The 18,394-nt window shown below is 67.8% G+C and carries 20 protein-coding genes and 3 tRNA genes; 17 read left to right on the plus strand and 6 right to left on the minus strand.

The window, feature by feature from the left end; all coding sequences use genetic code 11:
- Nucleotides 1-53 precede the first annotated feature (53 nt).
- Together ACLJO0_RS08715 and ACLJO0_RS08720 are read right to left on the minus strand one after the other, a co-directional pair.
- On the minus strand, nt 54-902 hold the full coding sequence (locus tag ACLJO0_RS08715) for an SAM-dependent methyltransferase (protein WP_410577457.1): 849 nt from the start codon (nt 900-902) through the stop codon (nt 54-56).
- Between the two features lie 19 nt (nt 903-921).
- Nucleotides 922-1,860 carry a GNAT family N-acetyltransferase gene (locus tag ACLJO0_RS08720; RefSeq protein WP_410577458.1) on the minus strand — a complete coding sequence of 313 codons (939 nt, stop codon included), beginning with the start codon at nt 1,858-1,860 and terminating at the stop codon, nt 922-924.
- A gap of 280 nt (nt 1,861-2,140) precedes the next feature.
- On the opposite strand from ACLJO0_RS08720, the gene ACLJO0_RS08725 reads away from it, so the two are divergent.
- The 6 genes from ACLJO0_RS08725 (at nt 2,141) to ACLJO0_RS08750 (ending at nt 6,179) form a co-directional block, all read left to right on the plus strand.
- Nucleotides 2,141-4,756: a putative bifunctional diguanylate cyclase/phosphodiesterase gene (locus tag ACLJO0_RS08725; protein WP_125788784.1), complete on the plus strand. Its 2,616-nt coding sequence runs from the start codon at nt 2,141-2,143 to the stop codon at nt 4,754-4,756.
- A gap of 79 nt (nt 4,757-4,835) precedes the next feature.
- Nucleotides 4,836-4,908, plus strand: a tRNA-Thr gene (locus ACLJO0_RS08730).
- A 49-nt stretch (nt 4,909-4,957) separates the two neighbouring features.
- Nucleotides 4,958-5,030, plus strand: a tRNA-Met gene (locus ACLJO0_RS08735).
- A gap of 45 nt (nt 5,031-5,075) precedes the next feature.
- Nucleotides 5,076-5,240: a 50S ribosomal protein L33 gene (gene rpmG / locus ACLJO0_RS08740; RefSeq protein WP_005152047.1), complete on the plus strand. Its 165-nt coding sequence runs from the start codon at nt 5,076-5,078 to the stop codon at nt 5,238-5,240.
- 88 nt (nt 5,241-5,328) lie between these two features.
- Nucleotides 5,329-5,778, plus strand: a complete 450-nt coding sequence (locus ACLJO0_RS08745) for a MaoC family dehydratase N-terminal domain-containing protein (protein ID WP_125790103.1) — start codon at nt 5,329-5,331, stop codon at nt 5,776-5,778.
- Complete coding sequence (locus ACLJO0_RS08750) at nt 5,775-6,179, plus strand: MaoC/PaaZ C-terminal domain-containing protein (RefSeq protein WP_410577459.1); 405 nt, start codon at nt 5,775-5,777, stop codon at nt 6,177-6,179. The genes ACLJO0_RS08745 and ACLJO0_RS08750 overlap by 4 nt, the downstream gene beginning before the upstream one ends.
- Before the next feature lie 301 nt (nt 6,180-6,480).
- Here ACLJO0_RS08750 and ACLJO0_RS08755 read toward each other — a convergent pair whose 3' ends face one another.
- Nucleotides 6,481-7,413 carry an SGNH/GDSL hydrolase family protein gene (locus ACLJO0_RS08755; RefSeq protein WP_410578202.1) on the minus strand — a complete coding sequence of 311 codons (933 nt, stop codon included), beginning with the start codon at nt 7,411-7,413 and terminating at the stop codon, nt 6,481-6,483.
- Nucleotides 7,414-7,529: 116 nt separating this feature from the next.
- On the opposite strand from ACLJO0_RS08755, the gene ACLJO0_RS08760 reads away from it, so the two are divergent.
- Nucleotides 7,530-7,745 (plus strand): hypothetical protein, encoded by a 216-nt coding sequence (locus ACLJO0_RS08760; protein ID WP_125790101.1) that lies wholly within the window; start codon nt 7,530-7,532, stop codon nt 7,743-7,745.
- Between the two features lie 32 nt (nt 7,746-7,777).
- On the opposite strand, the gene ACLJO0_RS08765 is transcribed toward ACLJO0_RS08760, so the two are convergent.
- Nucleotides 7,778-8,674 carry a TIGR03619 family F420-dependent LLM class oxidoreductase gene (locus ACLJO0_RS08765; RefSeq protein WP_410577460.1) on the minus strand — a complete coding sequence of 299 codons (897 nt, stop codon included), beginning with the start codon at nt 8,672-8,674 and terminating at the stop codon, nt 7,778-7,780.
- A complete protein-coding gene (locus ACLJO0_RS08770; RefSeq protein ID WP_410577462.1) occupies nt 8,671-9,900 on the minus strand; it encodes a pyridoxal phosphate-dependent aminotransferase in 1,230 nt (409 codons plus the stop codon). The genes ACLJO0_RS08765 and ACLJO0_RS08770 overlap by 4 nt, the downstream gene beginning before the upstream one ends.
- Before the next feature lie 206 nt (nt 9,901-10,106).
- Here ACLJO0_RS08770 and ACLJO0_RS08775 point away from each other — a divergent pair.
- The 6 genes from ACLJO0_RS08775 to ACLJO0_RS08800 all read left to right on the plus strand — a co-directional run bounded on the left by ACLJO0_RS08775 (nt 10,107) and on the right by ACLJO0_RS08800 (nt 13,735).
- Nucleotides 10,107-10,179, plus strand: a tRNA-Trp gene (locus ACLJO0_RS08775).
- A gap of 27 nt (nt 10,180-10,206) precedes the next feature.
- The gene (secE, locus tag ACLJO0_RS08780; RefSeq protein WP_396556893.1) at nt 10,207-10,659 is read left to right on the plus strand and encodes a preprotein translocase subunit SecE; all 453 of its coding nucleotides are present in this window, start codon (nt 10,207-10,209) and stop codon (nt 10,657-10,659) included.
- Between the two features lie 77 nt (nt 10,660-10,736).
- Nucleotides 10,737-11,585 (plus strand): transcription termination/antitermination protein NusG, encoded by an 849-nt coding sequence (gene nusG / locus ACLJO0_RS08785; protein WP_125790097.1) that lies wholly within the window; start codon nt 10,737-10,739, stop codon nt 11,583-11,585.
- A 78-nt stretch (nt 11,586-11,663) separates the two neighbouring features.
- The gene (gene rplK / locus ACLJO0_RS08790; RefSeq protein ID WP_076164368.1) at nt 11,664-12,098 is read left to right on the plus strand and encodes a 50S ribosomal protein L11; all 435 of its coding nucleotides are present in this window, start codon (nt 11,664-11,666) and stop codon (nt 12,096-12,098) included.
- Nucleotides 12,099-12,179: 81 nt separating this feature from the next.
- Nucleotides 12,180-12,893 (plus strand): 50S ribosomal protein L1, encoded by a 714-nt coding sequence (gene rplA / locus ACLJO0_RS08795; protein WP_125790096.1) that lies wholly within the window; start codon nt 12,180-12,182, stop codon nt 12,891-12,893.
- A 77-nt stretch (nt 12,894-12,970) separates the two neighbouring features.
- Entirely contained in the window at nt 12,971-13,735 is a 765-nt protein-coding gene (locus ACLJO0_RS08800) for an alpha/beta fold hydrolase (protein ID WP_396556887.1), read from the plus strand.
- An 87-nt stretch (nt 13,736-13,822) separates the two neighbouring features.
- Here ACLJO0_RS08800 and ACLJO0_RS08805 read toward each other — a convergent pair whose 3' ends face one another.
- Complete coding sequence (locus ACLJO0_RS08805) at nt 13,823-14,668, minus strand: hypothetical protein (RefSeq protein WP_410577464.1); 846 nt, start codon at nt 14,666-14,668, stop codon at nt 13,823-13,825.
- A 327-nt stretch (nt 14,669-14,995) separates the two neighbouring features.
- Here ACLJO0_RS08805 and rplJ point away from each other — a divergent pair, with 327 nt between their 5' ends.
- The 4 genes from rplJ to ACLJO0_RS08825 all read left to right on the plus strand — a co-directional run bounded on the left by rplJ (nt 14,996) and on the right by ACLJO0_RS08825 (nt 18,394).
- The gene (gene rplJ, locus ACLJO0_RS08810) at nt 14,996-15,547 is read left to right on the plus strand and encodes a 50S ribosomal protein L10 (RefSeq protein ID WP_125788794.1); all 552 of its coding nucleotides are present in this window, start codon (nt 14,996-14,998) and stop codon (nt 15,545-15,547) included.
- Nucleotides 15,548-15,594: 47 nt separating this feature from the next.
- On the plus strand, nt 15,595-15,981 hold the full coding sequence (rplL, locus tag ACLJO0_RS08815; protein WP_125788795.1) for a 50S ribosomal protein L7/L12: 387 nt from the start codon (nt 15,595-15,597) through the stop codon (nt 15,979-15,981).
- A 452-nt stretch (nt 15,982-16,433) separates the two neighbouring features.
- Nucleotides 16,434-17,603 (plus strand): ABC transporter ATP-binding protein, encoded by a 1,170-nt coding sequence (locus tag ACLJO0_RS08820; RefSeq protein WP_125790093.1) that lies wholly within the window; start codon nt 16,434-16,436, stop codon nt 17,601-17,603.
- 38 nt (nt 17,604-17,641) lie between these two features.
- Complete coding sequence (locus ACLJO0_RS08825; RefSeq protein WP_125791473.1) at nt 17,642-18,394, plus strand: MlaE family ABC transporter permease; 753 nt, start codon at nt 17,642-17,644, stop codon at nt 18,392-18,394.

The raw sequence follows: 18,394 nt of genomic DNA on the forward strand, positions 1-18,394 counted from the left end.
ATGCGTGACGGTTAGCCCGCTAAAGGCGACGCGTCCGGGTCAGAGGTCGGATGTCAGGGGTGGACGGCGACCCCGCACCAGGCGAACGGCCGGGCACCTTCCTCGTCCCGCCGCAGCTCCCGCACCGGCCGCCAGTCGGGCAGGTGGACGACGCCGGGCTCCAGCAGCGGCCAGTCCCCGAAGAGCGGCTCGATCTCTTCGCGGTCCCGCATCCACACCGGGTTGCTCGTCTTCCGGTACTGCTCGACCATCCAGTGGAGCCCGTCGGCGTCCTCGCCGGTCTGGCCGCCGAAGCTCATATGGGACAGCCCCAGCCAGCTGCCCGGCGCCAGCGCGTTCCGGTAGGTCGCGACCAGCGTGGGCGGATCGTCCTGCGGCCCGGCGAAATGCAGGACGGCCATCATCATCAGGCATACCGGCTGGTCGAAATCGATCAGCCGCAACGTCTCCGGATGCCGCAGGACGTCCTTCGGCCGCCGCATGTCCGCGTGGACGATCCCGGCCCAGCCGGTCGCCTCGTGCCGTTCGAGGATCAGCTCCGCGTGCGCCACCGCGACAGGCTCGTAGTCGACGTACACGACCTTCGCCGTGTCACCAGGCTCCAGTTCCTCCTGGAGGATCTCGTGCACGTTCCCGGCTGTCGGGACACCGGAACCCAGATCGATGAACTGCCGGATCCCCGCGTTCAGCGCGGCGCGCACGACCCGGTTCATGAACTCGCGGTTGTGCCGCGCGCCCGGTTTGACCCACCGCCACTGCTTTTCCAGCGCGCGGGCGAACTCGCGATCGACCGCCCAGTTGTGGGTCCCGCCGAGGAACCAGTCGTAGATCCTCGCCGCGGACGGCTTTTCGGTGTCGACACCCGTCGGCGCCACCGGGGCCGCGTCCTCGTCCTTCTTCACGAAAACGAGCCTATCGGGATCAGGGCACCGCCGGTCGGCGCTGCCAGTACGTCCAGAGCGGCCGGTAGCCCTGCGCGTACCAGAACGGCGTCGAGCGCGGGTTGGCCAGCGCGTGGTGCAGCAGCACGGCTTCGGTGCCGCACTCGTCGAAGATCTGGTGCGCGTGCGCGGCGAGCGCCGTCCCCACCCCGCTCGAACGCGCCGGTTCGGCCACTGCCAGCGACGACAGGTAGCCGACCCGGTCGGCCGCGACCCGGCCGCTGACCCACGCCGTCTCGCCGGGGAACTGCACCCGCACCATCCCGAGCGCCCGCCCGTACAACTCGGCGATCCACAACGTCGGGTTCTCCCGGCCCAGGTGTTTCGACAGGTCCGCGGCGATCGTTTCCTCCGCGCCCTCGCGCAAGGTGACAGAACCGAACTGCGCGTCGTAACGCTGCAATTCCAGTTCGAGTCCGACGGCGGTTTCGAGATCATCGGCTTCGGCGGGCCGGATGTGCACTCCGGGAGTGGCGGGCGGTCCCGTCACGGCGAGCCGGTCGGCCGGGCGGACCGCGATCACCAGCACCGGCGCGAAGCCGCGGCGCAGCAATTCGGCCGAGCCGGGGGAGTCACGGCTCGGCCGCACCACGGTCGCCGCCGTCTCGACATCCCCTGGTGGGGCCACGGTCTTCAGATGTTCATCCCATCGGGTGAGTAATGCGTCAAGGGCCGCTTCCGGGTGAGGGCCGGTGAGTCGCGCTTCGAGGCGATGTTCGACGAGGGCCCGCCACGGAGAGTCAGCAGAATCGGGACCCGCTTCAGTCCGTACCGACAATCCAGCGGCGGCCGAGTCGCCTTCTGTCGCGGAGAGTGACACGGCGCCCTCGACAGGCTCCAGTGCAGGCATTTCGGGGAGCAGGGCGTCCACGGTAGCGAGCCGCTCGGCATGCCCGGCGGCGATGGCGTGGCTATTCATAGGGCTATTGAAGCCCCTACTGACGGGTCCGCCGGGAACTTCACGAGATTGGCCGGGGTATGGCGTCAGGTGACTTCCGGTAGTCGGAAGGAACGCGAATAACGCTCCCATTTCACCCCTTGGTCCACGCAGGTCAGCGCGACGCGCCCATTGTTAACCCTGGGGTGATCTCATACTGTCTCGAATGGGACTTGGGTACGCCCTCCGGGGTACTGTATTGCCCTCGTCCCCGGGGTCGCGGTGGGACAAGACCGGTTGGGCAGCCGGGAAGGAAGGTCGGATGCCGGACACGAACGGCAGGCCCGGGAGCGCCGCACAGGCGACAGCGGGCAAGGGAGGCGCCGTTACGGAGGCTCGTACCGACGAGCGACGGTTCCGCGTCTACACCTTCGCGGTACTCACCATGGGCATCGCCGCCGCGGCCGCGGTCAGCCTCTGGCTGGACTTCGAGGCCTCGGACGATCTGTTGTGGATCGGGCCGATCCTCGCGCTCGCGTTCCTGCTCGCCGAACAGCTCGGCATCAACGTCGACGTCCGCAGCGGCATCTCTTGGACGATCTCGTTCACCGAGATCCCGCTGGTCATCGGATTCTTCGTCGCTCCCTTCGAAGTCGTGCTCGCCGCCCATCTCGCGGCGGGCATCGGAACACTGCTGGCCCGCAAGGTCGCGGGCCGCGTCCTCTACAACGCCGGCGCCTTCCTGCTGGAGATCACCGGCGCGTTCGCCGTGGCAGGACTGGTGAAACAGGCCTCCGGCGCCCACGACATGACCTGGATCGCCGCGCTGGCGGGCACTTTGACCGCGCCGCTGGTCAGCACGCTGCTCGCGCTCGCCGCCGTCCGCGTGCTGCGCCGCCGCATGCGGGTCAGCACCGCGATCCGGCTGACCGGCCGCATCCTCGTCGTCGGCTTCGTCAACGCTTCGGTCGGTCTTTCCGGTTATCTGGTCATTTCCGGTACGCCGAAGGCCTGGCCGCTCGTGCTGGCCGTCTTCCTCGGGCTCACCGCGTTGTACTGGGCGTACTCGGATCTGCTGCGCGAACAGCGCGACATGGAAGCGTTGTCCGACGTCAGCCTGATGGTCGCGCGCTCCGGTCAACAGGCCGCGGCGCGGCCCGCCGGACGAGCCGACGAACTCGTCGGCGGCGTCGACGTCCGCGAGTGGGCGACCATCGCCGAACGCATCAAGGACCAGCTGGCCGCCGGCCGGGTCGTGCTCAGGCTGCGGCTGGAACCCAAGGACACCATGCGGATGGTCGTCGCCGGCGACGAACTTCCGCCCGTCGATCCGGCCGCCGACGACCCGTTGCTGCGCCTGCCCGGCGCGCACGTCCGCCATTTCCGGATCACCGAAGCCAACCCCGACGTCCGCTCCGCGTTGCTCGACCGCGGCGCGCAGGAGGCGCTCGTCGTGCCGCTGCGCAGCGCGAACCAGCTCCTCGGCGTCGTCGAAGCGCACGACAGGCTGTCCCGCTGGCGTGGTTTCGGCAAGTACGACGTCCAGCTGCTCGGCACGATGGCCAGCCACCTCGCGACCTCGCTGGACAACCGGCGCCTGCTCGCGACCCTGCGCCACGACGCCTACCACGATCCGCTGACCGGCCTGCTCAACCGGCCGGGCTTCCGCCAGGTCGCAAAGGAACCGTTGCGGGAACAGGTCGACGCGGTCGTGCTGCGGGTCGATCTCGACGTCTTCTCCACCGTCAGCGACGCCCTCGGCTACGTGTGGGCCGATCGGATGGTCATCGCCGCGGGCCGCCGGATCCGCGACGCGCTCGGCCCCGACGTCCCGCTCGCCAGGCTCGAAGGCGCGTCCTTCGCGGCGCTCCTCGTCGGCTGCGCGCCGGAACGCGCCCAGGCCGCCGCGGAACTGCTTCGCGCGGAACTCGTCGCCCCGTACCCGGTGGACCGGCTCTCCGTCGAAGCCAACGCGATGATCGGTTACGCCACCTCGTCCGCTGAAGACGACGACCAGGTCGACGTCGACGGGCTCCTGCAACGCGCCGACGTCGCCGTCCGCGCGACCAAGGGCGGCGAAGAGGTCCGCGGCTACATGGCCAGCATGGGCCAGATCTTCATGCGCCGGTTCCAGATGGTCACGCAGTTCCGGCAGTCGCTCGAAGAAGGCCAGCTGAGCGTCCACTACCAGCCGAAGATCACCTTGCCGAACCGGCAGATCCAGGGCGTCGAGGCGCTCGTGCGCTGGGTGCATCCGGAGTTCGGCAGGCTCGGCCCGGACGAGTTCGTCCCGGCGATCGAAGCGGCGGGCCTCATCGGCGTCCTGACGTCGTTCGTGCTCGAAGAGTCGTTGAAGCGCGTGCGGAAGTGGCTCGACGAAGGTCTGCGCATCTCCGCCGCCGTGAACCTGTCGGTGCGGAACCTGGCCGACGAGGACTTCCCGACGAAGGTCGCGCGCGAACTCGACCGCTTCGGCATCCCTCCCGAGTTGCTCACCTTCGAGCTCACCGAGTCCGGTGTGATGTCCGACCCACAGAAGGCGCTGCCGATCCTGCGGGAACTGCACTCGCTGGGCATCGTCCTCGCCGTCGACGACTTCGGCACCGGCTACTCGTCGCTGGCGTACCTACGGCAGCTCCCGGTCGACCAGGTCAAGATCGACAAGAGCTTCGTCCTCGGCATGGGCACGGACCTCGGCGACCTCGCCGTCGTGCGCTCCATCGTCGAACTGGGCCATTCGCTCGGCCTCACGGTCGTGGCGGAGGGCGTCGAGGAGGACGTCGCGCGGGATCAGCTCGAGGCGATGGGATGTGACGTGGCACAGGGCTACCTCATCTCGCGGCCGCTGCCGGAGGACCGCCTGGAGGCGTGGCTGCAAGCCCGCACGGCGCGCTCGCCCGGACGACACTCCGAGACTGTTTTAACCCTGCTGACCTGAGGTTTTGCCTTAACCGGCCCCCCGGTTCAGACCCCTTAACCGGCCTGCTAATCTTTCTAAGTCCTCGCGAGAGGGCAAGGCCCCTTTAGCTCAGTCGGTAGAGCGTTTCCATGGTAAGGAAAAGGTCTACGGTTCGATTCCGTAAAGGGGCTCGCTACCTCAGCCGCGTCACGTAAGCGTGTCGCGGCCAGGGGCATGTAAGGCGGTGTAGCTCAGCTGGCAGAGCAAGCGGCTCATAATCGCTGTGTCGCCGGTTCAAGTCCGGCCACCGCTACGCGGTAATCCTGGGTATCCCAGGCCTAGTAGAGAAGGAAATGCTGTGGCTGCCACTGACGTGCGACCGAAGATCACGCTCGCGTGTGAGGAGTGCAAGCACCGCAACTACATCACCAAGAAGAACCGGCGCAACAACCCGGATCGCCTGGAGATGAAGAAGTTCTGCCCGAACTGCGGTACGCACCGGACTCACAAAGAGACCCGCTGAGCGTCTAGCGGTTCTACCTGTCTCACCCGAAGCCGTCCTGGTCAACCAGGGCGGCTTCGGGCTTTTCCGGGTTCGGTAGCCTGCTCGGGTGGCCTTGGACCAGTCGTTCACCGGGCGGGCGTACCCGCCGACCAGTACCTATGAAGTGAGTCGCGAGAAGATCCGGGAGTTCGCCGACGCGCTCGGCGACACGAACCCGCTCTACCGCGACACCGAAGCGGCGAAGGCGGCCGGGCACCCCGACGTCATCGCGCCGCCGACGTTCCTCACGATCATCAACCTCGCTTCGATCAACGCGATCGTCTCCGACCCGGAGCTGGGTCTCGACTATTCGCGGATGGTCCACGGCGACCAGCGGTTCACGTACACGCGGCCGGTGCACGCGGGCGACGTCCTGTCGCTCACCACGTACATCGACAACATCATGACCCGCGCCGGGAACGACTTCATCAACCTGCGCGCCGAGATCTCCGGCGCCGACGGCGGCCCGATCGCCACCACGTACGCCCAGCTCGTGGTCCGAGGGGAGGGCGCGTGAGCACGTTCACCGCCGGAGAAGAACTGACGCCGCTGACCGTCGACGTCACCAGGGAGCAGCTGGTGCGCTACGCCGGCGCTTCGCTGGACTTCAACCCCATCCACTGGAACGAGGCCTTCGCCAAGGAGGTCGGCCTTCCGGACGTCATCGCGCACGGGATGCTGACCATGGCGCTCGGGGCGCGGCTCGTCACCGACTGGCTCGGCGACCCTGGCCGTCTCGTCGATTACTTCGCGCGCTTCACGCGCCCCGTGGTCGTGCCGAACGACGGCGCCGCGACGATCGAGTTCACCGGGAAGGTCGCCGTGGTCAACGACGACGGCACCGCTCGCATCGACATCACCGCCAAGTTCGACGGCAAGGCCGTCCTGGGCAAGGCGCAGGCGGTCGTCCGCGCCTGACCTCGAAAGTGATAGCAAGGGACCTTTGCTAGCGTCGCTTAGCGTGCCTAAGTAAGCGAGAGCAAAGGTCCCTTGCTCTCTTTCCGCAGGTCAGCGAGGTTTGAGGAGATCTGCAGTGGCTCGCGTAGGGGCGCGAAGGGGCTTCGCGAGCTTAAGAAAGGCTGCTTCGCGCGCTTAAGCGGCTGTACGGCGCATGACCGGACCAATGACGCCCACTGTGTGGATTTTGAGGCGTTGGATGACCCGAAATCCACACAGTCCCGCGTGACAGGTCCAGTCACGCAAACGAGCCCATCACACCTCAAGCGAGCTTGAGCAGCTTCTCGATGACCTCCGCCATCCCTTCCGCGCCCCGCGCGTTCGGGTGCAGCGGCGCGGCGGGCACCGAAGGCGCGGGGCCTTCGACCCAGCGCCGGTTCGCGGCGCTGCACATGTCCCGCCCCTTGCTCGCGGTCGACATGTCGGCGAAGCCCGCTTCGTGCTCCTTCGCCGTCTCCTGCAGCGCCGTGTTAAGCCGCTTCAGCGAGTCTCGGAAGTAGGCCACGTCTCCCGCGCCGACCGGCAGGACCGGCCAGCAACCGGCGTCGTCGTCCGGAAGCACCGTCGGGTACCCGACGACCACGATGCGCGCCGAAGGGGCCTTCGAGCGGATCTGGTCCAGGATCCCGCCGAGCCGGTCCGCCGCGGCGGTGATCCGCTCGACGAGCTGGTCGCGGCCGCCCGCGGTCAGTTGGGTCTTGCAGGGCGAAGCGGTCTGCTGCTGCGTCGCGCACTGGCTCGCGAAGCCGACGAAGCCCACGTCGTTGCCGCCGATCCCGACGGTCACCAGCGTCGTGTCGCCATCGATGGCGTTGAGCTGCGGAGCGTTCGTGCCGTCACGGGTCTTCTGTTCGCCGGTGAGGTGTGCGGTCGTGGCGCCACCGCAGCTGGCATCGACGAACTCGGCCGGACGCAGCTTCGCGGCCAGCAGGCTCGGGTAGTTGTTGTCCGAACGGTCGCAGCCCGCCGGCGCGCCCACAGGCCGCCCGGTGCCCGGCGAGGCCGTATAGGAATCCCCCAGCGCCACGTACCGGCCCGAGCCGTCCGAAGTGGTGACCCCCGGCGGTGTGACCGACGTTCCACGCTCCCACAGGTGATAGGCGATCCCCAGGACGGACAGCACGATCACCAGGAACAGGCAGCCCCCACCAGTTCTCCGCCGCGTCACCCGTTCGTTGTACGCGACCTGGGTCACTTTTGTCATCGGTCCGACCGTCGGTGAAGCTCAGGTGAACGGGTGATCTCGAGTTGCCTGAGACGTGGATCACATTCAGGGTGGACGAGTACCTGGCACCGAGGAAAGGCGAAAACGTGAGCCTGAACTTGAACAAGCTGGTCGACAAGGCGTGGGAGGACAAGACCATCGGCGAGCTGCTGGACGCCCCGCCGTCCGCGCTCGAGGGCCTGACCAAGAAGCACGACGAGCTCCTCGCGGAGCTCAAGATCAAGACGATCCGGGACCTCGGCAACTGGAAGTACGCCGCGAAGGCCCACGCGCTCATTCAGCTCGCCGACGGCGAATCCTGACTCCTGAAGGCCCTTCCCGACGGGGAGGGCCTTCAGTCTGTCGGAACGAGGTCGCGCAGCTCAGCGGCGAGATCGAGGGCATGGGTGACGTCCCGCGCGAGGTAGTGCGGGTCGACGAAGGCCTCGGTGATCCCGGTTTCGGCGGCCGCGGCCAGCTGCGCGGCGACGTCCTTGAGATCGGTGCCGGGTTTCGGGTTGATCCGCAGCACCCGCCGCAGCGCACCGGGGTCGCGGCCCGCCTTCTCGGCGGCGCTCGCCACGGTTTCCCAGAGCTTCGCGAGATAGGGCGCGGGCAGTCCGGCGGGCAACCAGCCGTCGGCGCGGCGGCCGACGCGGTCCAGTGCCGCCGCCGAAAGCCCGCCCAGCAACACCGGCGGATGCGGATTCTGTGCCGGTCGCAGCCCCACCTTCGACGCCGGGATCCGCCAGCGTTCGCCTTCGTGCTCGACCGGATCGCCGGTCCAGAACTCCCGAAGGACGTCGAGGAGCTCCTCCAGCTGCTTGCCGCGGCCCTTCCAGGGCGTGCCCGTCGCGGTGTACTCGTCGCGAAGCCAGCCAGTGCCCAGCCCGACATCCAGCCGGCCGCCACTCACCTGATCCAGTGAAGTCAGCATCCGGGCGAGCACCACGGCGGGATACACCGTCCCAGTGAGCGTGCTGGTGCCGAGCCGGACCGTCTCGGTGACGGTCGCGGCCACCGTCAGCAGGATCAGTGGATCCGCGAAGGTGACGAACTCCGGCGGATACGGCCGTTCCGGTGTGCCGCCGGGGTAGAAGTCCGACGGCGAAACCGGGGCCAGCACCCGATCCCCGACCCACAACGACTCGTACCCGAGCTCCTCGGCGGCCGTGGCGAAACCGGTGACGGCGTCGAGGGAAGCCAGCGGACCGTACTGCGGAAGGGCGATTCCCAGGCGCATCACGGTCACCGTGCTTCCGCGAGCAGCCGGCCCATCCTGGATATCCCTTCGGCGAGATCGTTTTCGTTCAGCGCATAGGAAATCCGGAAGTACCCCGGCGTCCCGAACGCCTCGCCGGGCACCACGGCGACTTCCGCCTCGCGCAGGATCAGATCGGCCAACGCGACCGTGTCGGCCGGTCGTTCACCGCGGATCTCCTTGCCCAGCAAGGCTTTCATCGACGGGTAGACATAGAAAGCGCCGAGCGGCACCGGAGTCTCGACGCCGGGGATCCCGGAAAGCATCGAAAGCGCCGTCTTTCGCCGGGAATCGAACGCTTCGCGCATCGCGTGAACGGCGTCCAGCGGACCGCTCACCGCGGCCAGCGCGGCTCGTTGCGCGACGTTCGAAACGTTGCCGCACAAGTGCGATTGGTACGCCGTCGCCGCCTTGACCACGTCCTGCGGGCCGAGTAGCCAGCCCACCCGCCAGCCGGTCATCGAGTACGTCTTCGCGACGCCGTTGAGCACGATCGTCCGGTCTGCGAGTTCCGGGACGAGGACGGGCATCGAGGGCGCTTCGGCGCCGTCATAGACCAGGTGCTCGTAGATCTCGTCCGTGATGACCCAGAGGCCGTTCTCGTGCGCCCAGCGCCCGATCGCCTCGACCTGTTCGCGCGGGTACACCGCGCCGGTCGGGTTCGACGGCGACACGAACAGCAGCACCTTCGTGCGCGGCGTCCTGGCGGCTTCGAGCTGCTCGACGGTGACCAGATAGCCCGTCGTCTCGTCGGCCGTGACCTGCACCGGGACCCCGCCGGCGAGGGCGATCGACTCCGGGTACGTCGTCCAGTACGGCGCGGGCAGCAGCACCTCGTCGCCCGGGTCGAGCAGCGTCGCGAACGCCGAGTAGACCGCCTGCTTGCCGCCGTTCGTCACCAGGACGCGGCCGGGGTCGACCTCGTACCCGGAGTCGCGCACGGTCTTCGCCGCGATCGCCTCACGCAGTTCTGGTAGCCCGCCCGCGCCGGTGTAGCCGTGGTTGACCTTGTCGCGGACGGCCGCTTCGGCGGCTTCGAGCACGTTCGCCGGGGTGGGGAAGTCCGGCTGGCCGGCACCGAAGCCGATCACCGGACGACCCTGCGCCTTGAGCGCCCGGGCCTTCGCGTCGACGGCCAGCGTGGCCGACGGCGTGATGCCGCCGATGCGGGCCGAGACGCGGGAAGCCGGCGAAGGCGAGGGTGCGGGAGCGCTCATGGCGACATCGTGGCACGATCATGGTGTCGGCCGTGGGGGAGTTTCCTCGCGGAAGGCTGCTCCGCGCCGCTTTGAGGGGCGCGGTTGCGAAGCTGTTCCGGGGTTGCCGTAGACTTCTGGTCTCGGAACGCACTACGGTCATCCCCGCCACGGCGGTGGGGACGATGGAATGCGTCCTCGGGAGCTCCAGAGCATCGGGGCTCCAAAGGGGTGTAGCTCAATTGGCAGAGCAGCGGTCTCCAAAACCGCAGGTTGCAGGTTCAAGTCCTGTCACCCCTGCGTAAGCGAACTGGTGAAGGCGGAGGAGTGGTCGTGAGCGACAGCGACGCCAGCGGTGAGAAGGCGCAGGACGGCGCCGGGCGGAAGCCCGACGAACAGTCCCGCCCGGTGACCGCCGCTGCCCGGCGTGAGCGCCGTGCGTCCGCGCGCCCGTCCGGTAAGTCCGACGCCAAGTCGGACGACAAGACCCGCCCCGCCGGCAAGGCGAAGGCCGGGGACAAGACCGAGAAGTCCAAGGACGCCAAGGGCACGGCGACTCCGAAGCGCGACCGCAAGCCGAAGCAGGCGTCGATCTTCGCCCGGCTGATGCGCTTCATCCGCGAAGTCTGGGCCGAGCTGCGCAAGGTCATCTGGCCGAACCGCAAGCAGATGGTCACCTACACCGCGGTGGTGCTGGTCTTCGTGGTGTTCATGGTGGCGCTGGTGAGCGGCCTCGACCTGGCCTTCAAAGAGGTCGTCGGTGCCGTCTTCGGCAGCTGAGGCAGCCGTTCGCGGTGCCTGAGCGCACCGCGCGCCTGCCCTGTGCCACGGCAACCGATCAACTGAGAGGACGGAACGTGACCTCCGACAACGGCACAGCAGCCGGTCATGAGCTGACCGAGCTTTCCGACGAGCAGGTGCACGCGGCACTCGGCGACGAGCAGTCCGAGCACCTGGATTCCGTCGAGGTGCCCGCCGCAGGCGACGAGGTCGACGAAGCCGCAGATGTCGCGGAGGCCGAAGAGGCGTCCGACGAGACCGACGACAACGCAGCCGACGACACCGCCGCCGAAGCCGACGAGAATGTCGACCCGGTCGCGAAGATGCGCGCGGAACTCAACGCCGCTCCCGGTGAGTGGTACGTCGTGCACTCGTACGCGGGTTACGAGAACAAGGTGAAGACCAACCTCGAAACCCGGACCCAGACCCTGGACGTCGAGGACTACATCTTCCAGATCGAGGTCCCGACCGAAGAGGTCACCGAGATCAAGAACGGCCAGCGCAAGCAGGTGCAGCGCAAGGTGCTGCCCGGCTACATCCTGGTCCGGATGGACCTGAACGACGCCTCGTGGAGCGCGGTGCGCAACACGCCGGGTGTCACCGGGTTCGTCGGCGCCACGTCGCGTCCGTCGCCGCTGACCGTGGAAGAGGTGCTCAAGTTCCTCGCGCCCAAGGTCGAGACCGCCACGCCGGCCAAGTCCGGCAAGGGCGAGGCTGCCGCTTCCGAGTCGCAGCTGGGTGGCCCCGCGGTCGAGGTCGACTTCGAGATCGGCGAGTCGGTCACCGTCATGGACGGCCCGTTCGCGACGCTGCCCGCGACGATCTCCGAGGTCAACGTGGACGGACAGAAGCTGAAGGTCCTGGTGTCGATCTTCGGCCGGGAGACCCCGGTCGAGCTGTCGTTCAACCAGGTCTCCAAGATCTGACGGCTGCCAGACGGCCGGCAGTCCCCGCGTACTGGCAGGTGTGCGGGGGACTCAAGTCAGTAAGAAGGAACAAACGAAATGCCACCCAAGAAGAAGAAGCTTGCGGCGATCATCAAGCTGCAGATCAAGGCGGGTGCGGCCAACCCCGCGCCGCCGGTCGGCCCCGCGCTGGGTCAGCACGGCGTCAACATCATGGAGTTCTGCAAGGCCTACAACGCCGCGACCGAGTCGCAGCGTGGGGACGTCGTCCCGGTCGAGATCTCCGTGTACGAAGACCGTTCGTTCGACTTCAAGCTCAAGACGCCGCCGGCCGCGAAGCTGCTGCTGAAGGCCGCGGGCGTGGAGAAGGGTTCCGGCGAGCCGCACAAGACCAAGGTCGCCAAGGTCACTTGGGACCAGGTCCGCGACATCGCGAAGACCAAGGAATCCGACCTGAACGCGCATGACGTCGATCAGGCCGCGAAGATCATCGCCGGCACCGCCCGCTCGATGGGCATCACGGTCGTCGACTGAGTTCCACCCAGTTCCACCGTGGGAGAGCCAGTGCTGGCTCCAACACCACACTGATCCGTTGAAGAGTTAAGGACAGAAGCAATGCCCAAGCACAGCAAGGCCTACCGCAAGGCTTTTGAGCTGGTGGACCGCGAGCGGCTCTACGCCCCGCTCGAGGCCGCGAAGCTGGCCAAGGAGACTTCCTCCGCGAAGATGGACGCCACCGTCGAGGTCGCGATGCGCCTCGGTGTCGACCCTCGCAAAGCCGACCAGATGGTCCGCGGCACCGTGAACCTGCCGCACGGCACCGGTAAGACCGCCCGCGTCATCGTTTTCGCCGTTGGTGACAAGGCCGCCGAGGCCGAAGCCGCCGGCGCGGACGTGGTCGGCACCGACGAACTGATCGAGCGCATCCAGGGTGGCTGGCTCGAGTTCGACGCCGCGATCGCGACGCCGGACCAGATGGCCAAGGTCGGCCGTATCGCCCGCATCCTCGGCCCGCGTGGCCTGATGCCGAACCCGAAGACCGGCACCGTGACCCCCGCGGTCGCGAAGGCCGTGACGGACATCAAGGGCGGTAAGATCAACTTCCGCGTGGACAAGCAGGCCAACCTGCACTTCGTCATCGGCAAGGCCTCGTTCGACACCGAGAAGCTGGTGGAGAACTACGCGGCCGCGCTGGACGAGATCCTCCGCGCCAAGCCGTCGTCGGCCAAGGGCCGTTACCTGCGCAAGGTCGTCGTCTCCACGACGATGGGCCCGGGTATCCCGGTCGACCCGGCCCGGACTCGCAACCTCCTCTCCGAGGACGCGTGAGTCTGAGTTAGACATCACTGAGAAGGGGGCGGTCCCGCTACGGCGGGGCCGCCCCTTTTTCGTGTTTGCTTGAGGGCATGCCTACCTTCGCGTCGTTCGACGGGCTTCAGCTCAGCTACACCGTTTGGGAAGGTAAAGGGCGTCCGGTGCTGCTACAGCACGGCTTCGCCGCGGACACGAACGCCAACTGGATCGCGCCGGGCGTCGTCGACACCCTCCAGGACGCGGGGCTGACCGTGATCAGCCTGGACGCGCGCGGCCACGGACGGTCGGCGAAGCCGCACGACGAGGCGAGCTACGGCGACGACGCGATGGTCCGCGACGTGTCGGCGTTGCTCGACACGCTGAACCTCGACGAGGTGTCGATGGTCGGCTACTCGATGGGCGCGATGATCGCGCTCGGCGCGGTGGCCGCCGACCCGCGGATCCGGTGCCTCGCGATCGGCGGGGTCGGTTCGGGGATCGTCGACTTCGGCGGGGTGGACACCCGCGTCGTCACGCCGGAGGCGATCAGTGAGGCTCTGCTGACGGAGGACCCTTCGACGCTTCCGCCGTCTTCGGCGCCTTTCCGCATCCTCGCCGATGCGCTGCGGGCGGACCGGATCGCGCTCGCCGCCGTCGCCCGCGGGACGGCGAACCCGAAACTGGACCTGACGGCGATCGCCGTGCCGACCCTGATCCTCGCGGGGGACACCGACCCGCTGGCCGCGGAACCCGAACGCCTGGCCGCCGCCATCGCCGGCGCCCGTCTCGTCCGCGTCCCCGGCGATCACATGGCCGCCGTCATGCACCCCGCCTTCGGCTCGGCGCTGACCGGCTTCCTGACCTCGCACGACCTCTGACCCGCGTCGCGTTGAGCCCGCTAAACGCGATCCGGCGCGCACTTGCGTTTAGCCCCCTAATCGCGATCCGGCGGCAGGAAGCGCAGGTCAGTTGCCGGTCGGGGGAGCGGGGCAGGGCTCGGGCGAGTTCGCGTGCCCGGTGATCAGCCACTGGCCCATCTCGACTTCCTGCAGGGTGAAGCTGCCCAGCAGGGGGCCTCCGCGGATGTTGTACCAGCACGAGTGGATCGTCAGGTTCTGCCGCGGGACCACGCTCGACATCGGGCGTACCGCGTAGATGTACGGCGTGATGTCGGTGACCTTGGCGTTCAGGGCCGGGACGGCGGTCGCGCAGTCCGGGTAGCCGAGGTCGCGGGCGAACTGGGCCTGCGCCTGCTCGCTCATCGACAGGCAGACCTTCTCGACCCGGGTGGCGGGCGGGTACGGCTTGCCGATCGTGTCGTAGATGGCCCGCACGGCTTCCCAGGGATTGGTCGAAAGCACCTGGTTCGTGTGGTGCTTGCCCCCGCCGCCCTGGACGAACGTCGCCGTGTCCTGCCCGGCGTCGCTGGGGAAGATCTGCCGGTAGGCGATGGTGGCCCCGATGCAGATCAGCAGGATCACGATCACCCAGGCGAGAAGCTTCCCGCCCAGCCGCCGCAGCCAGCGCGGCGCGCGCGGCCGAGGGGCCTTGACGAGTTCGCCGGGCGGCGGTCCCGGAGGCACTGGCGGCTGTCCACCGTAGTGCTGGGTCACGGGCTGCGTGGGTTGCGACGGCACGAGGCCCTGCTGCTGTGCCTCGGTGAACTTCAGATAGTCCTGGAACTGTTGAAACTGCTGGAACTGGCGCAGTTGCTCCTCGTCCAGCCGGTGCGCGGGCTGACCTCCCGCCTTGGGCTCGATGTCCGTGCCGGGCTCGTCGCTCGGCTTTCCGTCATCACGCTGCTCCGCCACGTCACCATGATGCCTCGCGAGCCCTCCCGTGCACTCCGCCGGTCGCGTTTAGCCCGCTAAACGCGATTCGACAGGGGTCCGTGCGGAGGCCGAAACAGGGTCACGTACCCTTGTCAAGGTTCTACCGAAGACCGCTGGTCTTCTCCTGGTCATCTGGCCTGGAGAACGAAGGCCCCGCTAGGGCGGGCGACCCGCGCAGGAGGAACGAGGCTCGCCGCGACGCATCCCGTCGCGTGCCCTGACGCCCCGCGCCTGTCTGCGCTGGGGCGTTTCGTCGTTTCAGGGCTCTCAAGGCCAGTGGACCACTAGCCAAGAGAGGAGGCGACCATGGCGAAGCCTGACAAGGAGGCGGCCGTCGCCGAGATCGCGGAGCGTTTCCGCACCAGCTCGGCCACAGTCGTTACCCAGTACACCGGCCTCTCCGTGTCCCAGCTGTCCCAGCTGCGCCGCGCTCTCGGCACCAGTGCCAAGTACCGGGTCGCGAAGAACACCCTCGTCAAGCGTGCCGCCACGGACGCGGGCATCGAGGGCCTCGAAGACCTGTTCGTCGGCCCGACCGCCATCGCCTTCGTCGAAGGTGAAGCTGTTGACGCCGCGAAGGCGCTTCGCGACTTCGCGAAGGACAACAACGCGCTTGTGATCAAGGGCGGCTACATGGACGGCAAGATGCTGTCCGTGGACGAGATCACCAAGATCGCCGATCTCGACAGCCGTGAGGTCCTGCTCGCCAAGGCGGCGGGCGCGTTCAAGGCGAAGCTGTCCCAGGCCGCCGCGCTGTTCCAGGCGCCGGCGTCCCAGGTCGCTCGCCTGGCTGCCGCGCTGGAGGACAAGCAGCGCAACGCCGGTACCGAAGCAGCCGAAGCACCCGCCGAGAGCTGAACACCCCCCACCCCGAACTTTTAGTTCGTTTCAGAGAGGAAGCCACCATGGCGAAGCTGAGCACCACCGAGCTGATCGACGCCTTCAAGGAGCTCACCCTTCTTGAGCTGTCCGAGTTCGTGAAGGAATTCGAGACCACCTTCGACGTGACCGCGGCCGCCCCGGCTGCCGTCGTCGCCGCCGGCCCGGTCGGCGCCGCCCCGGCCGCCGCCGAGGAGCAGGACGAGTTCGACGTCGTTCTCGAGTCCGCCGGTGAGAAGAAGATCCAGGTCATCAAGGTCGTCCGTGAGGTCGTCTCGGGTCTGGGCCTGAAGGAGGCCAAGGAGCTGGTCGAGGCCGCTCCCAAGGCCCTCCTGGAGAAGGTCGACAAGGAGGCCGCCGAGGCCGCCAAGGAGAAGCTCGAGGCCGCGGGCGCCAAGATCACCATCAAGTGATCCCGGGCGCGTCAGCGCCTACCGCAGCACCGTCGAAGGGGCGGGCATCCAGTACGGATGCCCGCCCCTTCGCTGTCTCCAGCCTTAGGGCGCGGAGCGCCTTTAGCCCCCTAATCGCGATCCGGCGCGACGCCGAGGCCCACCCCCGCTGACCTGCGTTTAGCCCCCTAATCGCGACGCGGTAGCGCCCCGACCTGGGCAGGCCCCGGTTGTGGATCTGCGGGCGGGAGTGACGTGCACTACGGTGCTGCAAGCGGTGCACGGGCCGGTGGCGGACTGCGCGAAAAGTTACCCGGGGTCTGGCCAGAAAAGAAAACTGGTGAGTAACCTGTTCGCACTCAGCTCGTTGCACCTGGTTGACGCGGGTATCGCTGCGCGAACGCATGCGTCCTCCCGGGCCAGTGGCACGGGACGGCAGTGCGCGACGACGCGGAACAGCTCCTGGAGGTGCGATGGGTGCCGAGGTGGTCATCGAAGGTCTTTCGAAGTCCTTCGGTAAGCAGGCCATCTGGCGGGACGTCACGCTGACCCTGCCTCCGGGCGAGGTTTCGGCGATGCTCGGTCCGTCCGGAACCGGTAAGTCCGTCTTCTTGAAGTCGATGATCGGTCTGCTCAAACCAGACCGTGGCCGTTGCATGATCAACGGCGTCGACATCGTGACGTGCTCCGAACACCAGCTCTACGAGGTGCGCAAGCTCTTCGGCGTCCTTTTCCAGGACGGCGCGCTGTTCGGGTCGATGAACCTCTACGACAACGTGGCGTTCCCTCTGCGGGAGCACACGAAGAAGTCGGAGACCGAGGTTCGCCGGATCGTGCTCGAGAAGCTCGAGATGACCGGTCTCAACGGCGCCGACAAGAAGCTGCCCGGCGAGATCTCCGGCGGTATGCGCAAGCGCGCCGGTCTCGCCCGCGCTCTGGTGCTGGACCCGCAGATCATCCTGGTCGACGAGCCGGACTCCGGTCTCGACCCGGTCCGCACCACCTACATCTCCCAGCTCTTCCTGGACGTCAACGCGCAGATCGACGCGACGTTCCTGATCGTCACGCACAACATCAACCTCGCCCGCACCGTGCCGGACAACCTGGGCATGCTGTTCCGCAAGGAACTGGTCATGTTCGGCCCGCGCGAGGTGCTGCTGACCAGCGAGGAGCCGGTCGTCAAGCAGTTCCTCAACGGCAAGATGGACGGCCCCATCGGCATGAGCGAGGAGAAGGACTCCGCCCAGCTCGCCGCCGAGCGCGCGATGTTCGAGGCCGGTCACCACGCGGGCGGTGTCGAGGACGTCAGCGGGGTGCCGCCGCAGATGCAGCCGACGCCCGGCGTTCCGACCCGGATGGGCGCGGTCCGCCGGAAGGACCGGGTCATGCAGATCCTGCACGGCCTGCCGGACGAGGCGCAGCAGAGCATCATCGAGTCGCTTTCCCCGGAGGAGCAGCAGCGCTACGGCGTCCGCCCGCAGCGCCTCGCGACCGCCGGGCACCGGTCGGTGCCCGCCGAGAGCTCGATTCCGAACCATCACCAGGGGCAGCTGCCCGACGACCAGGTCGCCCACATCCCGCACCCCGGGAGAGCAGGCAACCACCGCTTGCGGCCACAAGATCCGGGGTCAGGTGGCGCGTGAGCTCTTCCGCTTCATCGGCGAAGATCCCCGGGATCGGCATGTTGCGCGAGACCGGGAACCTGTTCGCTCTCGGCCTCGACATCGTTCGTGGCATCTTCCAGCGCCCGTTCCAGCTGCGGGAGTTCATCCAGCAGGCCTGGTTCATCGCGAGTGTGACGATCCTGCCGACGGCGCTCGTCGCGATCCCGTTCGGCGCGGTCATCTCGCTGCAGTTCGGTTCGCTCGCCCGCCAGCTCGGCGCCCAGTCCTACACGGGTGCCGGGTCGGTGCTCGCCACCGTGCAGCAGGCCAGTCCGCTGGTCACGGCGCTGCTGGTCGCGGGCGCCGGCGGTAGCGCCGTCTGCGCCGACATCGGCGCGCGGACGATCCGTGAAGAGATCGACGCCATGGAGGTGCTCGGCGTCTCCGCGGTGCAGCGACTGATCGTGCCGCGTGTGCTCGCGATGATGCTGATCGCGCTCCTGCTGAACGGCATGGTCAGCGTCATCGGCGTGCTCGGCGGCTACTTCTTCAACGTCGTACTCCAGGGCGGGACGCCGGGTGCGTATCTGGCGAGCTTCTCCGCGCTGGCCCAGCTGCCGGACCTTTGGGTCGGCGAGCTGAAGGCGCTGATCTTCGGCTTCATCGCCGGGGTCGTCGCCGCCTACCGGGGACTGAATCCGTCCGGTGGCCCGAAGGGCGTCGGGGACGCGGTGAACCAGTCGGTCGTCATCACGTTCCTCATGCTGTTCGTGGTGAACTTCGTGATCACGCTGATCTACCTGCAGATCGTGCCCGGAAAGCTGGACTGA

This window comes from Amycolatopsis sp. lyj-108 (assembly GCF_046549005.1).
In the GTDB taxonomy this organism is placed as follows: domain Bacteria; phylum Actinomycetota; class Actinomycetes; order Mycobacteriales; family Pseudonocardiaceae; genus Amycolatopsis.